The following is a 14,959-nucleotide window of genomic DNA, read 5'->3' on the forward strand; positions in this document are numbered from 1 at the left end:
GTCTCCATCGAGGATCCGCTGGCTGGTTTGTCCGCGTTGACCTACACCTGGCCGGGTGCTGCAGGAACACTGCTGCCTGGTGAGACCGTGAGCGCTACGGCTACGTATGCGATTACCCAGGCGGATATCAATGCCGGGCACGTTGCCAACAGTGCAACCACCACCGGTACGCCTCCCACGGGTACCCCGGTAACGCCTCCCCCCGGCGAGACGGACACCCCGTTGACACCCAGTTCAGGCATGGAGTTCACCAAGACTGCCGATGCATCCGCAGTGGGGGACCCCACCAAGGTGGGCGACATGATCACCTACACCTTCACGGTGAAGAACACTGGAAATGTCCCGTTGACGGATGTTGCGGTCAATGACCTGATGCCAGGACTGTCGGCGTTGGTTTACACCTGGCCCGCTGCCGCAGGAACCCTGCTGCCCGGCGAGACCATGATCGCAACGGCAACGTACGCCATCACCCAGGCGGATATCAATGCCGGTGAAGTGGTCAATACGGCCACGGCAACCGGTACGCCTCCACTGGGGCCGGTAGTCATCACGCCGCCGGCGAGTGCTGTTGTGACCTTCCCACCGGTTGTTCCCAGCCAGTCCGAAGGGCCCTTGGCCAACACGGGAGTTGTTCTCACTGTGTTGCCGATCAGCCTCCTCGTGGTGGGCGCAGGCCTGTTCCTGTTCCTCGTAGGGCGTCGCAAGCGCTCCGAGGCATAGGAGGTAGGCGCCAATGAGCAAACAGAAAGAACCAGTTAGGCATCACATGAAAAAGTCAGTCGCGTGCATGGTGGGGGTGCTTGTTTCGGCAGCCGCACTGGCCGGTTGCTCGTCTTCCCAGAGCACCGGGGCGGGCACGTCGCCGTCGTCAACCACAACCCAGGCAGCTACTACGGGTGAGGCAAAACCTGCCAACCCCGGGACCGGTATCATCGAGGCCACAAAAATGACCTCGTGCGATACTGCGCCCGGAAAGGTGACAGCCAAGGGGACCGTGACACCTCCCGAGGGAAGCAAGGGCACGGTCAAAATCACCGTCAGTTGGGTGGACCCGAAGACCTCGGCAGTCCTCGCCCGCGGAGAGCAAAGCTTCAAGGACGCTGAAGGAGGCGAGCCCCTTGACTGGGAAGCCAACGCTGAGGTGACCAAGCCGGCCGCCGATATCAAGTGCGTCCTGGGCGCCACGGTGCTCTAAGCGGTACCAGTAACAAGCTGAAGAAGCGGTCGATCAGGGATTACTACCTGGTGGGCCGCTTCTTTTGCCATTGCACGGCGTGCCAAAAGAGTAGGGCGGCAGTGATCAGCAACGCAGCCAACAGTGCATAGGGTGCGTTGGAAAGGATCATGAAGTTGACCTGGGCTGATTCCCCGGGCGCAGGTCCCATCATGGCACCGGCCGCGGTGGCCAGAGCCCACAATCCAAACCATGCCAGGCCCACGTCCAGCACCCACAGCGCAACAATGAACGGATTGATGGACAGCCGTTTTCGCTCGGGATCCGCCGGTTCAGGCGCATGAGGGCTGACCGCAGGCGCAGTGTTGCCGTGCTCATCGATTTCGCGGAAACCGAGGCGCTCGTGCACGTGGTCTTTCATGGGTTCCCCAACCGCCGTAGCTGATAGTCCTTGCACTCTACTCCCACGCTGAGTGCCATATTCTGCACGCAAAGCGGCTTGAAGGAAAGTCAATGACGCCCTGCCGTGCCCCACAACCACGTGAAACCGCCTTCTGAGCGAAATAGGTCACAAAAGTTTGACGGAAAGGCTTACCTAAGTAAGGCTTACCTTGCTAACAAGCGCCCCCAACGCAATGGAAGGAAGCTGACGTGACGTCACCTAGTGTCGAAGAGCGGATCGCTCAGGAGCAGGATTTTGGCTCCAAAGTGGAACTGGCCCTCGCTGCCACAAGCCAGCTGTTCAACGCACGAAATTCGCCCAGTTACGTCGCTCAGGTTCTCCAGGGGGTCAACGCTGTCTCCACCAAAGTCCAGCGGACCGCCCAGCCGTTCACCGGCGTCGGACATGCTGAACTGAAGGCAAAGGTTGGCGCTGTAGATCTTGAACGTCCACTGCCGGATACGGCCGCAGCCTTGGAAGAGCTTGACGAGCTCTACCTCAAGGACGCCATCTACTTCCACGATTCCCGCTACGCAGCGCACCTGAACTGCCCGGTAGTCATTCCGGCGCTGGTGGGTGAAGCCGTGCTCTCGGCCGTGAACTCCTCCATGGACACCTGGGACCAGAGCGCCGGTGCCACCATGATCGAGCGCCGTCTCATCGATTGGACGGCGGAGCGCATCGGCTTCACGGAAGACGCCGATGGCGTGTTCACCTCCGGGGGCAGCCAGTCCAACTTCCAGGCGCTGCTGATTGCCCGCAATCATGCCGTCGCCAAGCTGCGGGCCGCGAAGGGGGACGCTCGCCTGCCGCTCCTGCTTGACCGGCTCCGGATTTTCACCTCCGTGGACAGTCACTTCAGCATCCGGAAATCCGCGTCCATGCTGGGCCTGGGCTTCGACGCTGTCATTGCTGTGCCAACCACCGAAGACCACCGCATGGACCCAGCCGCCCTGGCGGCTGCTTTGGCGGAAGCGCACGACGCCGGGCTGGTGCCGATGGCAGTCGTAGCCACTGCGGGGACCACGGACTTCGGTTCGGTTGACCCGCTGTCCGAGATGGCTGCTTTGGTTCGCGCCTACGATTCGTGGTTGCACGTGGATGGTGCCTACGGCGGCGGGCTTATCGTTTCCGGACGGCACCGTCACCTCCTGGACGGGATCCACCTTGCGGACTCCGTCACCGTGGACTTCCACAAGACCTTCTTCCAGCCTGTCAGTTCCAGCGCAGTCCTGGTCCGCAACGGCTCCATGATGGGCCACGTCACTTACTACGCGGACTACCTGAACCCGGAGAGTGCGGCCAAGGCCGAGATTCCCAACCAGGTGGACAAGAGCATCCAGACCACCCGCCGTTTCGATGCCCTGAAGCTGTGGCTGACCCTCCGCATCATGGGCGCCGATGCCATCGGTGCCCTGTTCGATGAGGCGATCGACCTCGCAGCCCGGGTGGGGACACTGCTGGCTGACGACGCCGACTTCGAGCTGGCCGCCGCTCCACAGCTGAGCACCCTGGTGTTCCGCTACCGCCCCATGACCGACGGCGTTCAGTTGGACGAGGACGCTGCGGACGCACTGAACCCCGCTATCCGGGCCGCGATCTTCGCTTCCGGCGAAGCTGTTGTTGCCGGCACCAAGGTGGCTGGCCGCCACTACCTCAAATTCACCCTCCTCAACGCCGAGGCAAGCCTGAGGGACATCCAGGAAATCATCGAACTTATCCGCCGGACGGGCAGCAGCCTGTTGGCGAACACCACGGAGGCTGCAGCGTGAGCACCCAAGACAACGGCAAGATCCATGACGTGGCAGGTATCGGCGTCGGGCCTTTCAACCTGGGCTTGGCCGCGCTGAGCGAGCCCGTGGAGAACCTCGAGTGCGTCTTCCTGGACCGTCGTGAGTCCTTCGATTGGCACCCCGGCATGATGCTGGAGCCCGCGCACCTGCAGGTTCCGTTCATGGCGGACCTGGTGACGCTTGCCGACCCGACGTCGCCGTTTTCCTTTCTGAACTTCCTGAAGCAAACGGGCCGCCTGTACCGCTTCTATATCCGCGAGAACTTCTACCCGTTGCGCGCCGAGTACAACCAGTACTGCCAGTGGGTGGCCGGCCAGCTTGAGTCCGTTCGTTTTAGCACGGATGTGCTGGATGTGACGTACGACGACGGCGTGTACCGCCTCTCGGTGCAGGGGCCGGAGGGTGCTGAGGTGCTTCGCGCCCGGAAGCTGGTGCTGGGCACCGGCACGTCGCCCTACGTTCCGGATTCCTGTGCAGGAATTGTGGAGGCCGGTGGACTTGTCCTCCACAACGCCGACTACCTGTCGAGGAAGAGTGAACTGCAGTCCAAGCGCAGCATCACCATCGTGGGCAGCGGGCAGAGCGCCGCCGAGCTCTACTACGAACTCCTTCAGGAAATTGATGTTTACGGTTACCAGCTCAACTGGGTCACCCGCTCGGGCCGCTTCTTCCCGCTGGAGTACACCAAGCTCACCCTTGAGATGACCTCGCCGGAGTACGTTGACTACTTCCACTCGCTCCCGGGCGAGCAGCGCGATTCGCTGATCAAGAGCCAGAAGAACCTGTATAAGGGCATCAACTCGGACCTGATCGACGACATTTACGATCTCCTCTACACCAAGAGCCTCTCCGGCATGGTGGACACCCAGCTGCACACGCACTCCTCGCTCACCGCTGCCGGGTGGGACGCAGACGCCGGTACCCACACCCTTCAGTTGCACCACGAGGAACACGGCCGCGATTACAGCCTGGAGTCCGAGGCCGTGGTCCTCGCCACCGGCTACACCTACAAGGAGCCCGCCTTCCTGGCGGGCATCCAGGACCGGATCCGCCGCGACTCCAAAGGCCGCTTCGACGTCGAGCGCAACTACGGTATCGGCGTCGAACCCGGCGAAATCTTCGTCCAGAACGCCGAACTGCACACGCATGGATTCGTCACGCCGGACCTCGGCATGTCCGCCTACCGAAACTCCTGCATCCTGCGGGAAATCACTGGCCGCGAGGTTTATCCGATCGAGCGAAGCATCGCGTTCCAGCAGTTCGGCGCGCCCGTCCCGGTGGCTGCTCCGGTGGCCGCCGGTCTCCCCGAAACCGCTGGAGCCACAGTATGAGCTTCACGTTCCGGCCGGTGGACCCCGTGGTGGACGCACCTGTCCTGCACAGTTGGGTCAGTCAGGAGTATGCACGCTTTTGGGGCATGGTTTCGGCCACTGAGCAGGACGTAGTGGAGGAGTACTCGCGGATTGCTGAGTCCGGCCATCACCAGGCGTTCCTGGGGCTCGACGACGGCGTTCCCGCCTTCCTGATGGAGCGGTACCGTCCCGGGTCCTCGCCGTTGGCAGATGTCTACGAGGTCCAGGAAGGGGATATCGGCATGCACCTGCTCGTGGCCCCGCCCAGCGGTGACCCGAAGCCTGGTTTCACCACGTCCGTCATGCAGCACGTGATGGCCGAACTGTTCGCAGACCCCGCAACGCGGCGGGTGGTCGTCGAGCCTGATGCCCGCAACCAGAAGATCCATGTGCTCAACGAGAAGGTGGGCTTCCGCCCGCACGGCGTGGTGACCCTTCCCGCCGTCGACCCCGCCGAAGAGCATAAGCAGGGGCTCCTGAGCTTCTGCACCCGCGAGGATTTCCTCGCCACCCTGACCCCGATTCTGGCCGCGCCTGCCGCGGCGACCAGAGGAGAATCCCTGTGACCACCATCAGCACCACCGAACAGGCCGAAACCAACCCTAAAGAGGTCGCGGCTCCTGTGTCCCACCTGACCCCCGAGCGCTGGGCCATCGCCAACAGGCACTTGGTCCGCAAAGCAATCGCCGAGTTCTCGCACGAGCGCATCCTGGTGCCGGAGCTGATGCGGGAGGAGGGTGACGGCGTGGGGCTGTACAAGGTAGTGAGCGATGACGCCGCTACGGAATACCGCTTCCGGGCCCGCCTCCTGCAGTTGGAGCACTGGTCCGTGTCCGCGGAATCCATCCTTCGGTTGCGGGAGGGCCAGGAGCTCCCGGTAGACGCCTTGGACTTCATCGCGGAGTTTCATGAGGCACTGGCCATCCGCCAGGAAATGCTGCCTGTGTACCTCGAGGAAATCAGCAGCACGCTGGCCAGCCACGCCTACAAGCAGGGCAAGCCGTTCAGCTCCGCCCAGTTGGCTGCCGGCGTCACCGGTGGCGCAGACCGGGCCGCCGACTTCCAAGCGATTGAGCACAGCATGACCGAGGGCCACCCGTGCTTCGTGGCCAACAACGGCCGGCTGGGATTCGGAATCGCCGACTACCATGCATTCGCACCGGAAACCGGCGCAACCGTGAAGCTGCAGTGGATCGCCGTGCACCGCAGCAAGGCCGTCTTCACCTCCAGTGCGGGGCTGGATTACCGGACGCACTTCGAGGCCGAACTTGGGCCGGCCACCCTTGCGTGGTTCAACGCTGAACTCTCCGCCTCCGGCTTGGACCCCGAGGACTACCTCCTCATGCCGGTCCACCCGTGGCAGTGGGACAACAAGCTCACGGTGACGTTCGCGGCAGAAATCGCCCAGCGCCACATCGTGAACCTGGGTACCGGCGAAGATTCGTACCAGGCGCAGCAGTCCATTCGTACGTTCTTCAACACCGATTTCCCTGAAAAGGCCTACGTCAAGACGGCTATGTCCGTACTGAACATGGGCTTCATGCGCGGCCTGTCCCCGCAGTATATGAAGGCAACGCCAGCCATCAATGACTGGCTGCAGGATCTGATCGGCAATGACCAGGAGCTCCAGAACCGGGGCCTGGCCATGATCCGTGAAACCGCGGCCATCGGCTATCACAACCACTACTACGAGGCTGCTTCGGCCAAGGGTTCCCCCTACCGGAAGATGCTCTCTGCCCTGTGGAGGGAAAGCCCGCTGCCGTTGCTCAAGGACGGGCAGCAGCTGGCAACCATGGCGTCGTTGCTCCACGTGGACACTTCCGGGGAAGCGGTGGTTTCGGCACTGATTCACCGTTCCGGCCTGGCACCTACCGAGTGGCTGCGCCGCTACTTCGAGGCGTACCTCGTACCGCTGGTCCACTGCCTCTACGAGTACGAGCTCGCTTTCATGCCACATGGCGAAAACGTCATCCTGATCCTCGAAGACGGCGTGCCCGTCCGCGCGATCATGAAGGACATCGCCGAAGAAATCGTGGTGATGGGGGACCGGCTGGATCTTCCCGAGGAAGTCTCCCGCATCAAGGCCGAGATCCCGGCCGAGGAAATGGTCCTTGCCGTCTTCACGGATGTCTTTGACTGCATCTTCCGTTTCCTCGGTGCAATTCTTGTGGAGGATGGGACGCTACGCGAGGACGAGTTCTGGGGGACTGCGGCCGCCGTGCTGCGGGAATACCAGCAGCGCCATCCGGAGCTGGCGGACCAGTTCGCCATGCACGATCTGTTCGCGCCGGACTTCGAGCTCTCCTGCCTCAACCGCCTGCAACTCCGGAACAACCAACAGATGCTTGACATCTCGGACCCCTCCGGTGGCCTCCAGATGGCCGGCCGCCTGGCGAACCCCCTGGCCAAGTTCGCCTGATCCCCTCCGCCGAGTTGGCACTTAATACCAATCCTGTTCGCAGACATGGGTATTAACTGGCAACTCGGCGCGGAGTGGGAGGGGCTAGTCTAGGCGCATGACGACTCGAGCCAACGAACTCACTGCCTTGGTAACCGGGGCCACCGCCGGGCTCGGTGCGGAATTCGCCCGTCAACTCGCCGAGGCGGGCCACCACCTGGTCCTGGTGGCCCGCGATGAACAGCGCCTGAAAGAGAAGGCCGAAGAGTTTGAGCGCGACTTCAGTATCTCGGCGGAGGTCCTTTCGGCGGACTTGACCACCGACGTCGGCGTTTCAGCAGTTGCCGACCGCTTGCGGGACGCTGCACGGCCTGTGGATGTACTGGTCAACAATGCGGGCATCGGTTTGCTGAAGTCGTTCGAACGGAATGACCTGGACGAAGAACGCCGCCACTTGAGGCTTCATGTCCAGACGCCCATGGAACTGAGCCATGCGGCGCTGGAAGTCATGCTGGCCCGCGGGAAGGGGCGGATCATCAACGTCGCCAGCGTGGCAGCGTTCGCCAACAGGGGCACCTACTCCGCTGCCAAAGCCTGGCAGGTGACGTTCAGCCGATGGGCCAACATCACCTACGCGAAATCCGGAGTGCAGGTCACCGCCGTTTGCCCGGGATTCACGCACACGGAATTCCATGACCGCATGGGCATGGATAAAACCGTTGCTCCCCGGTTCTTGTGGCTCACCGCCGAGCGTGTGGTGCGCGAGGGGCTGGAGGACAACGCCAAGGGCAAGGGTGTCTCCATCCCCACCCGGCGGTACAAGGTGGTCAGCTTCTTCGCACGCATCCTGCCGGCCAAGCTCACATCGGGCCCGCCTCGGCGACCGGCCTCTGAATAGAAGTCCGTCGATGACAGCCGAAGTTGGACTATTCGTCGACCGGCAGGTCCACCCGGCCCCGGACAAGAACGACAACCGGCCCCGTCGTGGATGGCACGATCGTCGCCGTGACGGTGGTGATGGTTCCCGCCCTGGCCCTGCTGTCTATCCCTTCTTAAGCCTGTTCACAGGCAGGAGCTGCTGCGGGTTGCTTGCCAGGATGCGGAGCGCGTCCATCGCCGGTGTCCGGTCAGCCTCGTCCAGGAGTTGCCAGGAACGGTGGTCTGGATTCTCAAGCACGCCGTGAAGTGTCAGGATGCGGGACCGGTCGCTGCCGCCCATCTCTTTGGCGGTGGCCAGAGGCGTCTTGATGGTGGCGCACAAGACCACGGCGTCGTCGAGGTGCCGGTCCCGGTCGCGGGAGTCCTCCCGGTACGCCGCGCCTTTCAGGACCAAGGCACCAAGCGCGTTGGGGATGCTGATGAGGACAGGCTCGTCGTCGTCGCCGACAACCCGACAGTTGACGGTCCGCTTCAGCGCTTGCGTGCCGCCGGAGACTTGGAAGGGCTTGCGGCCACCAATGGTGGGAATTTTCGCCTCAGGCATCTGGTCGGCGATCATGACGTCGATCTGCTGCTTGCCGCGGACGAACCGGTGCGCCGGGGCGTCGTGGTCGATGGACTTCTGCAGGGCGTAGCCAAGTCCGGTGAGCACTGCTGACACGGACGACGTCGTGGCCGCGCCGGTCTCGATGTGCAGAACGATGTCCACATCAGCGGTTGGCCGAGAGACCGGCAGGCCAGCGGCTGCGGAGTGCAGCTGGACCATGAGACCGCCCACGAGCGTCCACTGGGTGGAGGGCAGCGCCTTGGCCAGCTCGACACACTGCGGCCAAGGCGTACCCCAGCCTCCCGGTGGTGCAGGGACGTCCCAGATTTCCCGGCCATCGGCCGTGGCCACCTCGGCCAGGTCCATCTCAGACATGCAGCAGCTCCTCGATGACGCGCTGGCCGGCGCTGCGTTCCCGGGTTGCCAGTGACCCCATCAGGTCCACGGCGATGGCGGCGACTGGCACCCGGCCCTCGGCGAATGGCTCTTCCAGCTCGACCTCATGGATGATGGCGTTACCCGACGGGTCCTCGACGAGGCCCAATGAATCAGCCAACGGCTTAGCGTCCCCGGCCATGACGTAGCCTTCGGCGATCCCGCTCCCGCCGGTCATGCCGAACGTCTCGGCAGTGGATTCGTCGCGCATGGCGGTGGCCCCGCTGGCGATCAGGTAATGGCTGAGGTGATCCAAGGCATCCCTCGTCGCCCTGTACCGGGACGTCCGATCCTTATGCCTTGCGAGGATGCAGACAGCTGCTGCATCGAGATGCCGCAGTCTGCTTTTGAGCCGTGACTTCTCCGACGATGAGATCCACGTGGGGTTCTGCCCGGACAACAGTGCCAGCGCCGCCCAAGCCGTCTTGGCTGTCCAGGCTCGGCCTCGGCGGGTGCCGGCTGCGGAAAGCCGTTCGACGGAGGACCTGTCGAGGAGAATGGAGCGGCCGACTCGTCCAACGACAGTGAGCTGTCCTGATTCCACGAGCTGGCGTACCGATACCTGGGTTATGCCCAGACGTTCTGCTACCTCTGCCGTTGAGAGTCCATTGCTTCGTTCCATACGCTAATGCTTTCTCCTGGCAATGTTTGTGTCAATACGCTAAAGCTTTCTTGAGAGAGTAATGGTGCCATGGGTCGCGGGCATGAGTGCCACAGACCGCGATTCTGAGAGTCTTCGAAGTCCGGGGCCGCGCGGCCTCTCCAGTCAGTTGTTCCTCCACCGTGCCCCCGACGTCAAGACGCGTCCTGCCCGCCAAGCTCACATCAGGCCCGCCTCGGCGACCGAATTGAACGATAAACCACAAAACGACCCCTTGGTGTTCTCCTGAAGCGTCGTAGGTCTTAGGCTGAGGCTGGAGTGTGGCACCGGCATGGCTGTCCCACGGGGGCTACAGCAGCGTGGTCCCGTAAACAGGGCCCTACGAGGGTCTCGTTTTCCCGCGAACGATGCCGTGTCCAAAGCGGGTACGGGCATGAGCGAAACAGCTCCATTGGAGGGCAACGGACGGCACGCAACGCACGACGGCGGTTCCGTCGCCGTGGAGGACAGCGACGCGGAACTGGTGCTGCGGGTCCGGGAAGGAAACAAAGCTGCGTTCGAGACGCTCTTTGCGCGGCATCATTCCATGGCTCGAACCGTGGCCGCCGCGCAACTGGACAACTTCGCGGACGTTGACGACGTGGTGGCTGACGCTTTTACCTCCGTCTACCAGGCTTTGGCCGCAGGTAAGGGGCCCGAATCCTTTTTCCGCGCCTACTTGCTGACGGCCGTGCGGCGAATTGCGCATCGCATGAACAGGGCGGGAACCCGTACCAGCCCAACAGCTGAGTCTTACATGCTGGATACCGTAGATGCCCAGGATGATCCGGTCGTCGCAAAATTTGAATCGACAGCGGTGGCGCAGGCCTTCCGCTCCCTTCCGGAACGTTGGCAGGAAGTCCTCTGGTACGTGGACATCGAGGGCTTAAAGCCCGCCGCCGCTGCGCCGCTGCTGGGTCTGACTCCCAACGGTGTGTCCTCCCTGGCCCTCAGGGCCCGGGAACGTCTCCGCCAGGCCTACCTCCAAAACCACATCAGCTCGTCCGCAGGGAAAGACTGCGAGAAATACTCAACCCAACTGGGTGCTTACTCCCGGGAGGGGCTGAGTCGGCGCAGCCAAGACCGGGTGCAGGAGCATTTGGAGGGCTGTAGCAAATGCACCGCCCTGCTGCTGGACCTCAATGACGTCCAATCCGCCATGCGTGCAGTGATCTTCCCGCTGGTGGCAGGAGTAGCGTTCAGCTCCGCCTTTCCCGCGCTCGCCGGGGCTGCGGCGGGGGCAGGGGCCGGCACAGGAGCCAGCGCCGGCAGCACCGCGGTTCACGGCGCGGGTCCCAAAGGGGTCGCCCTCCTATGGAAGGTCGGCGCAAGTGTCTTGGCCGTAACAGCCGTTGCAGTGACTGCGGCCGTGGCGTTTGGAGGATCAGACCCCTTGGGGCCTCCGGTGGACGAAGCATCATCCACCGTAAGGCAGCCGACGGCGCCGCAGGTCACCGCGCCGCCGCTAACGGAGCCGGGAGCGCCCGAGGATGAATTCCCGCTATTCCCGGACCTCAGCAAACCCCCGAAAGACACCGATGAAGAGTCGTTGCTCTTTCCGTTCCCGCCCATTACGCAACCAGGACCCGGCCTCTTGCCCAAACCGTTGCCAACCCCCGGGAAGCCGCCGCCGCCGGTCCTCCAGCCGTTGCCCACCATCGCGCCCACCGAGCCCGCGAGCCGTCCCACGCTTCCAGCGGTGCCGCCGATCACCACCCCATCGCCGACGCCTGCTCCGAGCCCTTCCCCGAGCCCCACCTCGAGCCCCACCTCGAGCGCGACGTCGGCTCCTGTCCCGGCAGTGACGGCGACGTTCACCGCCGAGGCGGGAACAACGGCGTCGGATACCGATGTCACTGTCACCTTCCAGCTTCAGGATCAAGCGGCCCCGGCCGCCGCTGAGGTGGTCTTCGCGATTTCTGCCGACGCGGACATGATCCCGGGCAAGCTGATTGAACCGGCCGGCTGGACCTGTGTAACAGACGACGCTGCTCCCACCAGGCAATTCCGCTGCACCAGCACCGCTGTGGACGCGGCCAACCTGACGTTCCTGCTCGGAGTCTCCAAGCAGGACGAAGCGAAAGTTACCACGCTGGACTATTCATTCAGCGGCACAGGTATTGAGAAAGTCACCTTCTCCAACACTTTCTAGAGTCACGTCCGGGGCCCAGGAGGCACATGACCAGGGGAGACAGCGAGGAGCGGGTTACTATGACACTTCATTCGAGCCTGAGGGGGCAGCGCCATGACGAATAAATCCTTGGCATTCATAACGGCCGTGGTTGTAAGCGGCGTGTTGCTGAGCGGGTGCTCCGCTACCGGTTACACGGGTTTCAAGGCGTTGGAACGTGAGGCGACGGAGGCGGACACTCCGCCGAAGGTCCCGAACCTCGACCAATTCGACCTGGAAAAGGTGCTTCTGGTTGCCGAGGCAAACGGGAAGAAGTACTTCCTGGGACAAGGCAAACAGGGCAGCCCGTCCTGCGTGATCGTAGAAGCTGCGGAACCGGCCTTCTCCCACAGCGGATGCAGTGATTCCATCCAAGGAGAGCTGGTGAGGGTCAGTGGTCCGGACCAGAAAACTACTGTCCTGGTTTCCGACGACTATGACACCAAGGAGCTTGAGCAGAGCGGGCTGACGAAGATCCACCCGAACATCCTGGTAGTCACCAGCTGACTAGGCTAAGAGCTGACGCTGCCCCTCGGCGCGCGCACGAGCACCGCCACTGCAATGCCAACCACGGCACCCACGAACGTCTCAATGGCACGCTCCATGACCAGCACCCCGGGGTCCATGGGAGCGGCAAGTTGCGCAATCAGCAGGATCACTGGCGTGAAGAACACCATGGCCCACCCGTAGTGGCGTGCCATGAACAGTTCGGTGGGGAACTGGCACAGAACCACCAGCACAGCGAGCACCACGGCCGTTTGGCCCGGGAAGTACTGAAGCGGCGATAGCGGACCAGGGAAAAGCACGACGGCGACTATCCCCAAGCCGAGGAACGTCCCCACAATGCGGTGGATACCTCGGTGGACACGACTTGGGAGGTCGGCCCCTGCGAGGGGAACGGCTGCGGCGGCCATGGCCCAGTGAGGATGGCCGCTGCCAGTCAGCACTCCGATGGCCCCGGCAACACCGACTGCCAGCGAGTAGCGTGACGCATGGACCAAGGCAGCCTGAACCAGGGCAGCCTGACGCTGCGGGCCGCAAAGGACCGGAACATCGCGGCCGGCACCGGGAACCCATGTGCGTCGCCGGAACCAGCCGCTAAAACCGACTACCAGGGAAAAGGCGGCGGAGGCTGCCCCGATGAGTACCGCCGTCGTGAACGGCACGTTGGTTGGTACGGAAGCGCAGGCGCCCAGGGCGAGGATACCGAAGAACGGGCCTATGGGTTTGAGGCGGACCGCGTCCGCGTAGAGGGAGCCGGCGCCGGCAAAGAGGGTTGCCACCAGCACCAACCACCAGGACTGGATGTGGTTGACGGAGAGGAACACGCCGATGGTGAGCCCGCCCACCAGGAACAGTGCAGCCTGGGCTTGGTGCTTAAGCCGGAGCTGATGCGTTTCGTTGCGGCCGTACATCCCGGTCAGTGCACCGAAGACGGCGTACATCATGAGGTCTGGGCGGCCTATGAGAATGAGGAACAGCCCTGGTACTGCGACGCTCAGGGCAACGCGTACTGCTGAGAGGCGATCGTTGTTGGGAGGGCCCAGCCGGTGCAGTTCCCGGGCATGGGCGATGATTGCGGGCACGGAAAACACCACCAATCATCGAGGGACTCCCATGAAATTATCAAGGATGGCTGCGCAACCCGCCATTAGCCCGGTCACAAGCCGTAGCGAGGTGGGGCGCACGCAGCCGGGAACGTCTGGGAAGATCGAGGTATGCCCGTTGCCTTCGTATGCCGCACCCGCTCCAGTATGTCCCCGCAGGAGCTGTTCGATCTTTCCCGGAACATCGATGCCCACGTGGGGTCAATGACCCAAAGCCGCGAGAAGGCGGTGGCTGGCGTCACCACCGGGCTGATCTCGGAAGGCGAGACTGTCACTTGGCAGGCCCGGCACCTCGGAGTCCGGTTCCGCATGACCAGCCGCATTACGCGGATGGAGGCGCCGTCGTCGTTCTCTGATGAGCAGGTGAAGGGCCCTTTCAAGTACCTCCGCCACACGCACGAGTTCCGGCCGGACGGCAGCGGGACCCTCATGGTGGATACCGTGGAATTCGCCGCACCGTTCGGTCCGCTGGGCAGGCTGGTGGAGAAGCTGATCCTGGCCCGCTACCTGCAGAACCTGATCGAGAAACGCAACGCGTATCTGGCAGCCCAAACCCCGCCAGCCCTGGATTCCCGGCAATGATCAGGCTCGCGCATGCTGACGACCTGCTGAGCCTGCAGGAGATCGAGCGTGCCGCGGGCGAGGCTTTCCGGGGCTTGGGAATGGACTCCATCGCGGATGACGAGCCCCTCTCCATCGATGAGCTGAACAGTTACGCCACAGCCGGGCGCGCCTGGGTGTCAGTCGACGGGCTCGACTACCCGGTGGCATACCTGTTGGCGGACGTCGTTGACGGCGAAGGCCACGTAGAGCAGGTCAGCGTCCATCCGGATCAAGCGCACCAAGGCCTGGGCCGCGAGCTCCTGCATGCCGCGCGCGTCTGGACCCGAGGTCACGGGATGCAGCGGCAAACCCTTAGCACGTTCCGGGATGTGCCATGGAACGCCCCGTACTATCGTCGTCTCGGCTTCGCGGTGCTCGACGCCGGCAGTTGGGGTCCGGAGCTGACCCGCCTCATGGATCACGAGGCCGAGTTGGGCCTGACCCGGTGGCCCCGCGTAGCCATGTGGCGCCCGGCGGTCCCGCCCAAGTAGCTAGTCCGCCACCAACTCAACCTCGTAACTGTCCGTATTAAGCAGGTACGCCGCGTAGTGCTCCGCGCCGAGAGCCCGGATCCGGTCCACGTTCTCCCGGGTTCCGGCATGGAAGGCTATGTGGTTGACCCCGGGATCAGTGCGCCGGTGGGTTGTGGCGGTGGTGGCATCCGTCTGCTCCACCACCACGTACGTTCCATCGAGCTTCCAACTGCACCCCGTGGGCCACTCCTGGAAGGGTTCGTAACCGAGCTCGCCCAGGAGCCAGCCCCATTCTTCCCTTGCCCGGTCAAGGAACGGCACCCAGATTTCAAGATGGTGGATGGACCCAGTGGGTCTCGGGGATTCCGAAGCAACGTCAGGCATGC

The 14,959-nt window shown here is 63.3% G+C and carries 16 protein-coding genes; 11 read left to right on the forward strand and 5 right to left on the reverse strand.

Going from position 1 to position 14,959, the window contains the following annotated elements; genetic code table 11:
- Together ACLRGI_RS22055 and ACLRGI_RS22060 are read left to right on the forward strand one after the other, a co-directional pair.
- Window positions 1-720: CLIPPER-2 domain-containing protein (locus ACLRGI_RS22055; RefSeq protein ID WP_419203588.1), on the forward strand; the 720-nt coding region annotated here is incomplete at its 5' end.
- A gap of 46 nt (window positions 721-766) precedes the next feature.
- On the forward strand, window positions 767-1,195 hold the full coding sequence (locus ACLRGI_RS22060; protein ID WP_419203589.1) for a hypothetical protein: 429 nt from the start codon (window positions 767-769) through the stop codon (window positions 1,193-1,195).
- 43 nt (window positions 1,196-1,238) lie between these two features.
- Here ACLRGI_RS22060 and ACLRGI_RS22065 read toward each other — a convergent pair whose 3' ends face one another.
- Window positions 1,239-1,595 carry a hypothetical protein gene (locus ACLRGI_RS22065; RefSeq protein ID WP_419203590.1) on the reverse strand — a complete coding sequence of 119 codons (357 nt, stop codon included), beginning with the start codon at window positions 1,593-1,595 and terminating at the stop codon, window positions 1,239-1,241.
- 230 nt (window positions 1,596-1,825) lie between these two features.
- On the opposite strand from ACLRGI_RS22065, the gene ACLRGI_RS22070 reads away from it, so the two are divergent.
- The 5 genes from ACLRGI_RS22070 to ACLRGI_RS22090 all read left to right on the forward strand — a co-directional run bounded on the left by ACLRGI_RS22070 (window position 1,826) and on the right by ACLRGI_RS22090 (window position 8,057).
- The gene (locus ACLRGI_RS22070; protein WP_419203591.1) at window positions 1,826-3,388 is read left to right on the forward strand and encodes a pyridoxal phosphate-dependent decarboxylase family protein; all 1,563 of its coding nucleotides are present in this window, start codon (window positions 1,826-1,828) and stop codon (window positions 3,386-3,388) included.
- On the forward strand, window positions 3,385-4,740 hold the full coding sequence (locus ACLRGI_RS22075) for a lysine N(6)-hydroxylase/L-ornithine N(5)-oxygenase family protein (protein ID WP_419203592.1): 1,356 nt from the start codon (window positions 3,385-3,387) through the stop codon (window positions 4,738-4,740). Before ACLRGI_RS22070 ends, ACLRGI_RS22075 begins: the two co-directional genes overlap by 4 nt.
- Window positions 4,737-5,327, forward strand: a complete 591-nt coding sequence (locus ACLRGI_RS22080; RefSeq protein ID WP_419203593.1) for a GNAT family N-acetyltransferase — start codon at window positions 4,737-4,739, stop codon at window positions 5,325-5,327. Before ACLRGI_RS22075 ends, ACLRGI_RS22080 begins: the two co-directional genes overlap by 4 nt.
- 5 nt (window positions 5,328-5,332) lie before the next feature.
- Window positions 5,333-7,180: an IucA/IucC family protein gene (locus tag ACLRGI_RS22085; protein ID WP_419203629.1), complete on the forward strand. Its 1,848-nt coding sequence runs from the start codon at window positions 5,333-5,335 to the stop codon at window positions 7,178-7,180.
- A 97-nt stretch (window positions 7,181-7,277) separates the two neighbouring features.
- Complete coding sequence (locus tag ACLRGI_RS22090; protein ID WP_419203594.1) at window positions 7,278-8,057, forward strand: SDR family NAD(P)-dependent oxidoreductase; 780 nt, start codon at window positions 7,278-7,280, stop codon at window positions 8,055-8,057.
- A 144-nt stretch (window positions 8,058-8,201) separates the two neighbouring features.
- On the opposite strand, the gene ACLRGI_RS22095 is transcribed toward ACLRGI_RS22090, so the two are convergent.
- Together ACLRGI_RS22095 and ACLRGI_RS22100 are read right to left on the reverse strand one after the other, a co-directional pair.
- Window positions 8,202-9,020: a hypothetical protein gene (locus ACLRGI_RS22095; RefSeq protein WP_419203595.1), complete on the reverse strand. Its 819-nt coding sequence runs from the start codon at window positions 9,018-9,020 to the stop codon at window positions 8,202-8,204.
- Window positions 9,013-9,702, reverse strand: a complete 690-nt coding sequence (locus tag ACLRGI_RS22100; protein WP_419203596.1) for a helix-turn-helix domain-containing protein — start codon at window positions 9,700-9,702, stop codon at window positions 9,013-9,015. The genes ACLRGI_RS22095 and ACLRGI_RS22100 overlap by 8 nt, the downstream gene beginning before the upstream one ends.
- Before the next feature lie 412 nt (window positions 9,703-10,114).
- Here ACLRGI_RS22100 and ACLRGI_RS22105 point away from each other — a divergent pair, with 412 nt between their 5' ends.
- Both ACLRGI_RS22105 and ACLRGI_RS22110 read left to right on the forward strand, forming a co-directional pair.
- On the forward strand, window positions 10,115-11,872 hold the full coding sequence (locus ACLRGI_RS22105) for a sigma-70 family RNA polymerase sigma factor (RefSeq protein WP_419203597.1): 1,758 nt from the start codon (window positions 10,115-10,117) through the stop codon (window positions 11,870-11,872).
- 93 nt (window positions 11,873-11,965) lie between these two features.
- Complete coding sequence (locus tag ACLRGI_RS22110) at window positions 11,966-12,397, forward strand: hypothetical protein (RefSeq protein ID WP_419203598.1); 432 nt, start codon at window positions 11,966-11,968, stop codon at window positions 12,395-12,397.
- Between the two features lie 5 nt (window positions 12,398-12,402).
- Here the strand turns inward: ACLRGI_RS22110 and ACLRGI_RS22115 are convergent, their stop codons facing one another.
- Window positions 12,403-13,476 (reverse strand): FUSC family protein, encoded by a 1,074-nt coding sequence (locus ACLRGI_RS22115; RefSeq protein WP_419203599.1) that lies wholly within the window; start codon window positions 13,474-13,476, stop codon window positions 12,403-12,405.
- 132 nt (window positions 13,477-13,608) lie between these two features.
- Here ACLRGI_RS22115 and ACLRGI_RS22120 point away from each other — a divergent pair, with 132 nt between their 5' ends.
- Entirely contained in the window at window positions 13,609-14,079 is a 471-nt protein-coding gene (locus ACLRGI_RS22120; protein WP_419203600.1) for an SRPBCC family protein, read from the forward strand.
- Window positions 14,076-14,591: a GNAT family N-acetyltransferase gene (locus tag ACLRGI_RS22125; protein WP_419203601.1), complete on the forward strand. Its 516-nt coding sequence runs from the start codon at window positions 14,076-14,078 to the stop codon at window positions 14,589-14,591. The genes ACLRGI_RS22120 and ACLRGI_RS22125 overlap by 4 nt, the downstream gene beginning before the upstream one ends.
- On the opposite strand, the gene ACLRGI_RS22130 is transcribed toward ACLRGI_RS22125, so the two are convergent.
- Window positions 14,592-14,957 carry a VOC family protein gene (locus ACLRGI_RS22130; protein ID WP_419203602.1) on the reverse strand — a complete coding sequence of 122 codons (366 nt, stop codon included), beginning with the start codon at window positions 14,955-14,957 and terminating at the stop codon, window positions 14,592-14,594.
- Between the last annotated feature and the right edge of the window lie 2 nt (window positions 14,958-14,959).

The sequence above is a fragment of the Paenarthrobacter sp. PPS72 genome, from assembly GCF_048537125.1.
Lineage (GTDB): Bacteria > Actinomycetota > Actinomycetes > Actinomycetales > Micrococcaceae > Arthrobacter > Arthrobacter nitroguajacolicus_E.

Coding starts and splice junctions, on each gene's coding strand:
- ACLRGI_RS22060 (WP_419203589.1), top strand. CDS start 767: ATGAAAAAGTCAGTCGCGTGCATGGTGGGGGTGCTTGTTTCGGCAGCC.
- ACLRGI_RS22065 (WP_419203590.1), bottom strand. CDS start 1,595: ATGAAAGACCACGTGCACGAGCGCCTCGGTTTCCGCGAAATCGATGAG.
- ACLRGI_RS22080 (WP_419203593.1), top strand. CDS start 4,737: ATGAGCTTCACGTTCCGGCCGGTGGACCCCGTGGTGGACGCACCTGTC.
- ACLRGI_RS22090 (WP_419203594.1), top strand. CDS start 7,278: ATGACGACTCGAGCCAACGAACTCACTGCCTTGGTAACCGGGGCCACC.
- ACLRGI_RS22095 (WP_419203595.1), bottom strand. CDS start 9,020: ATGTCTGAGATGGACCTGGCCGAGGTGGCCACGGCCGATGGCCGGGAA.
- ACLRGI_RS22100 (WP_419203596.1), bottom strand. CDS start 9,702: ATGGAACGAAGCAATGGACTCTCAACGGCAGAGGTAGCAGAACGTCTG.
- ACLRGI_RS22105 (WP_419203597.1), top strand. CDS start 10,115: ATGAGCGAAACAGCTCCATTGGAGGGCAACGGACGGCACGCAACGCAC.
- ACLRGI_RS22110 (WP_419203598.1), top strand. CDS start 11,966: ATGACGAATAAATCCTTGGCATTCATAACGGCCGTGGTTGTAAGCGGC.
- ACLRGI_RS22120 (WP_419203600.1), top strand. CDS start 13,609: ATGCCCGTTGCCTTCGTATGCCGCACCCGCTCCAGTATGTCCCCGCAG.
- ACLRGI_RS22125 (WP_419203601.1), top strand. CDS start 14,076: ATGATCAGGCTCGCGCATGCTGACGACCTGCTGAGCCTGCAGGAGATC.
- ACLRGI_RS22130 (WP_419203602.1), bottom strand. CDS start 14,957: ATGCCTGACGTTGCTTCGGAATCCCCGAGACCCACTGGGTCCATCCAC.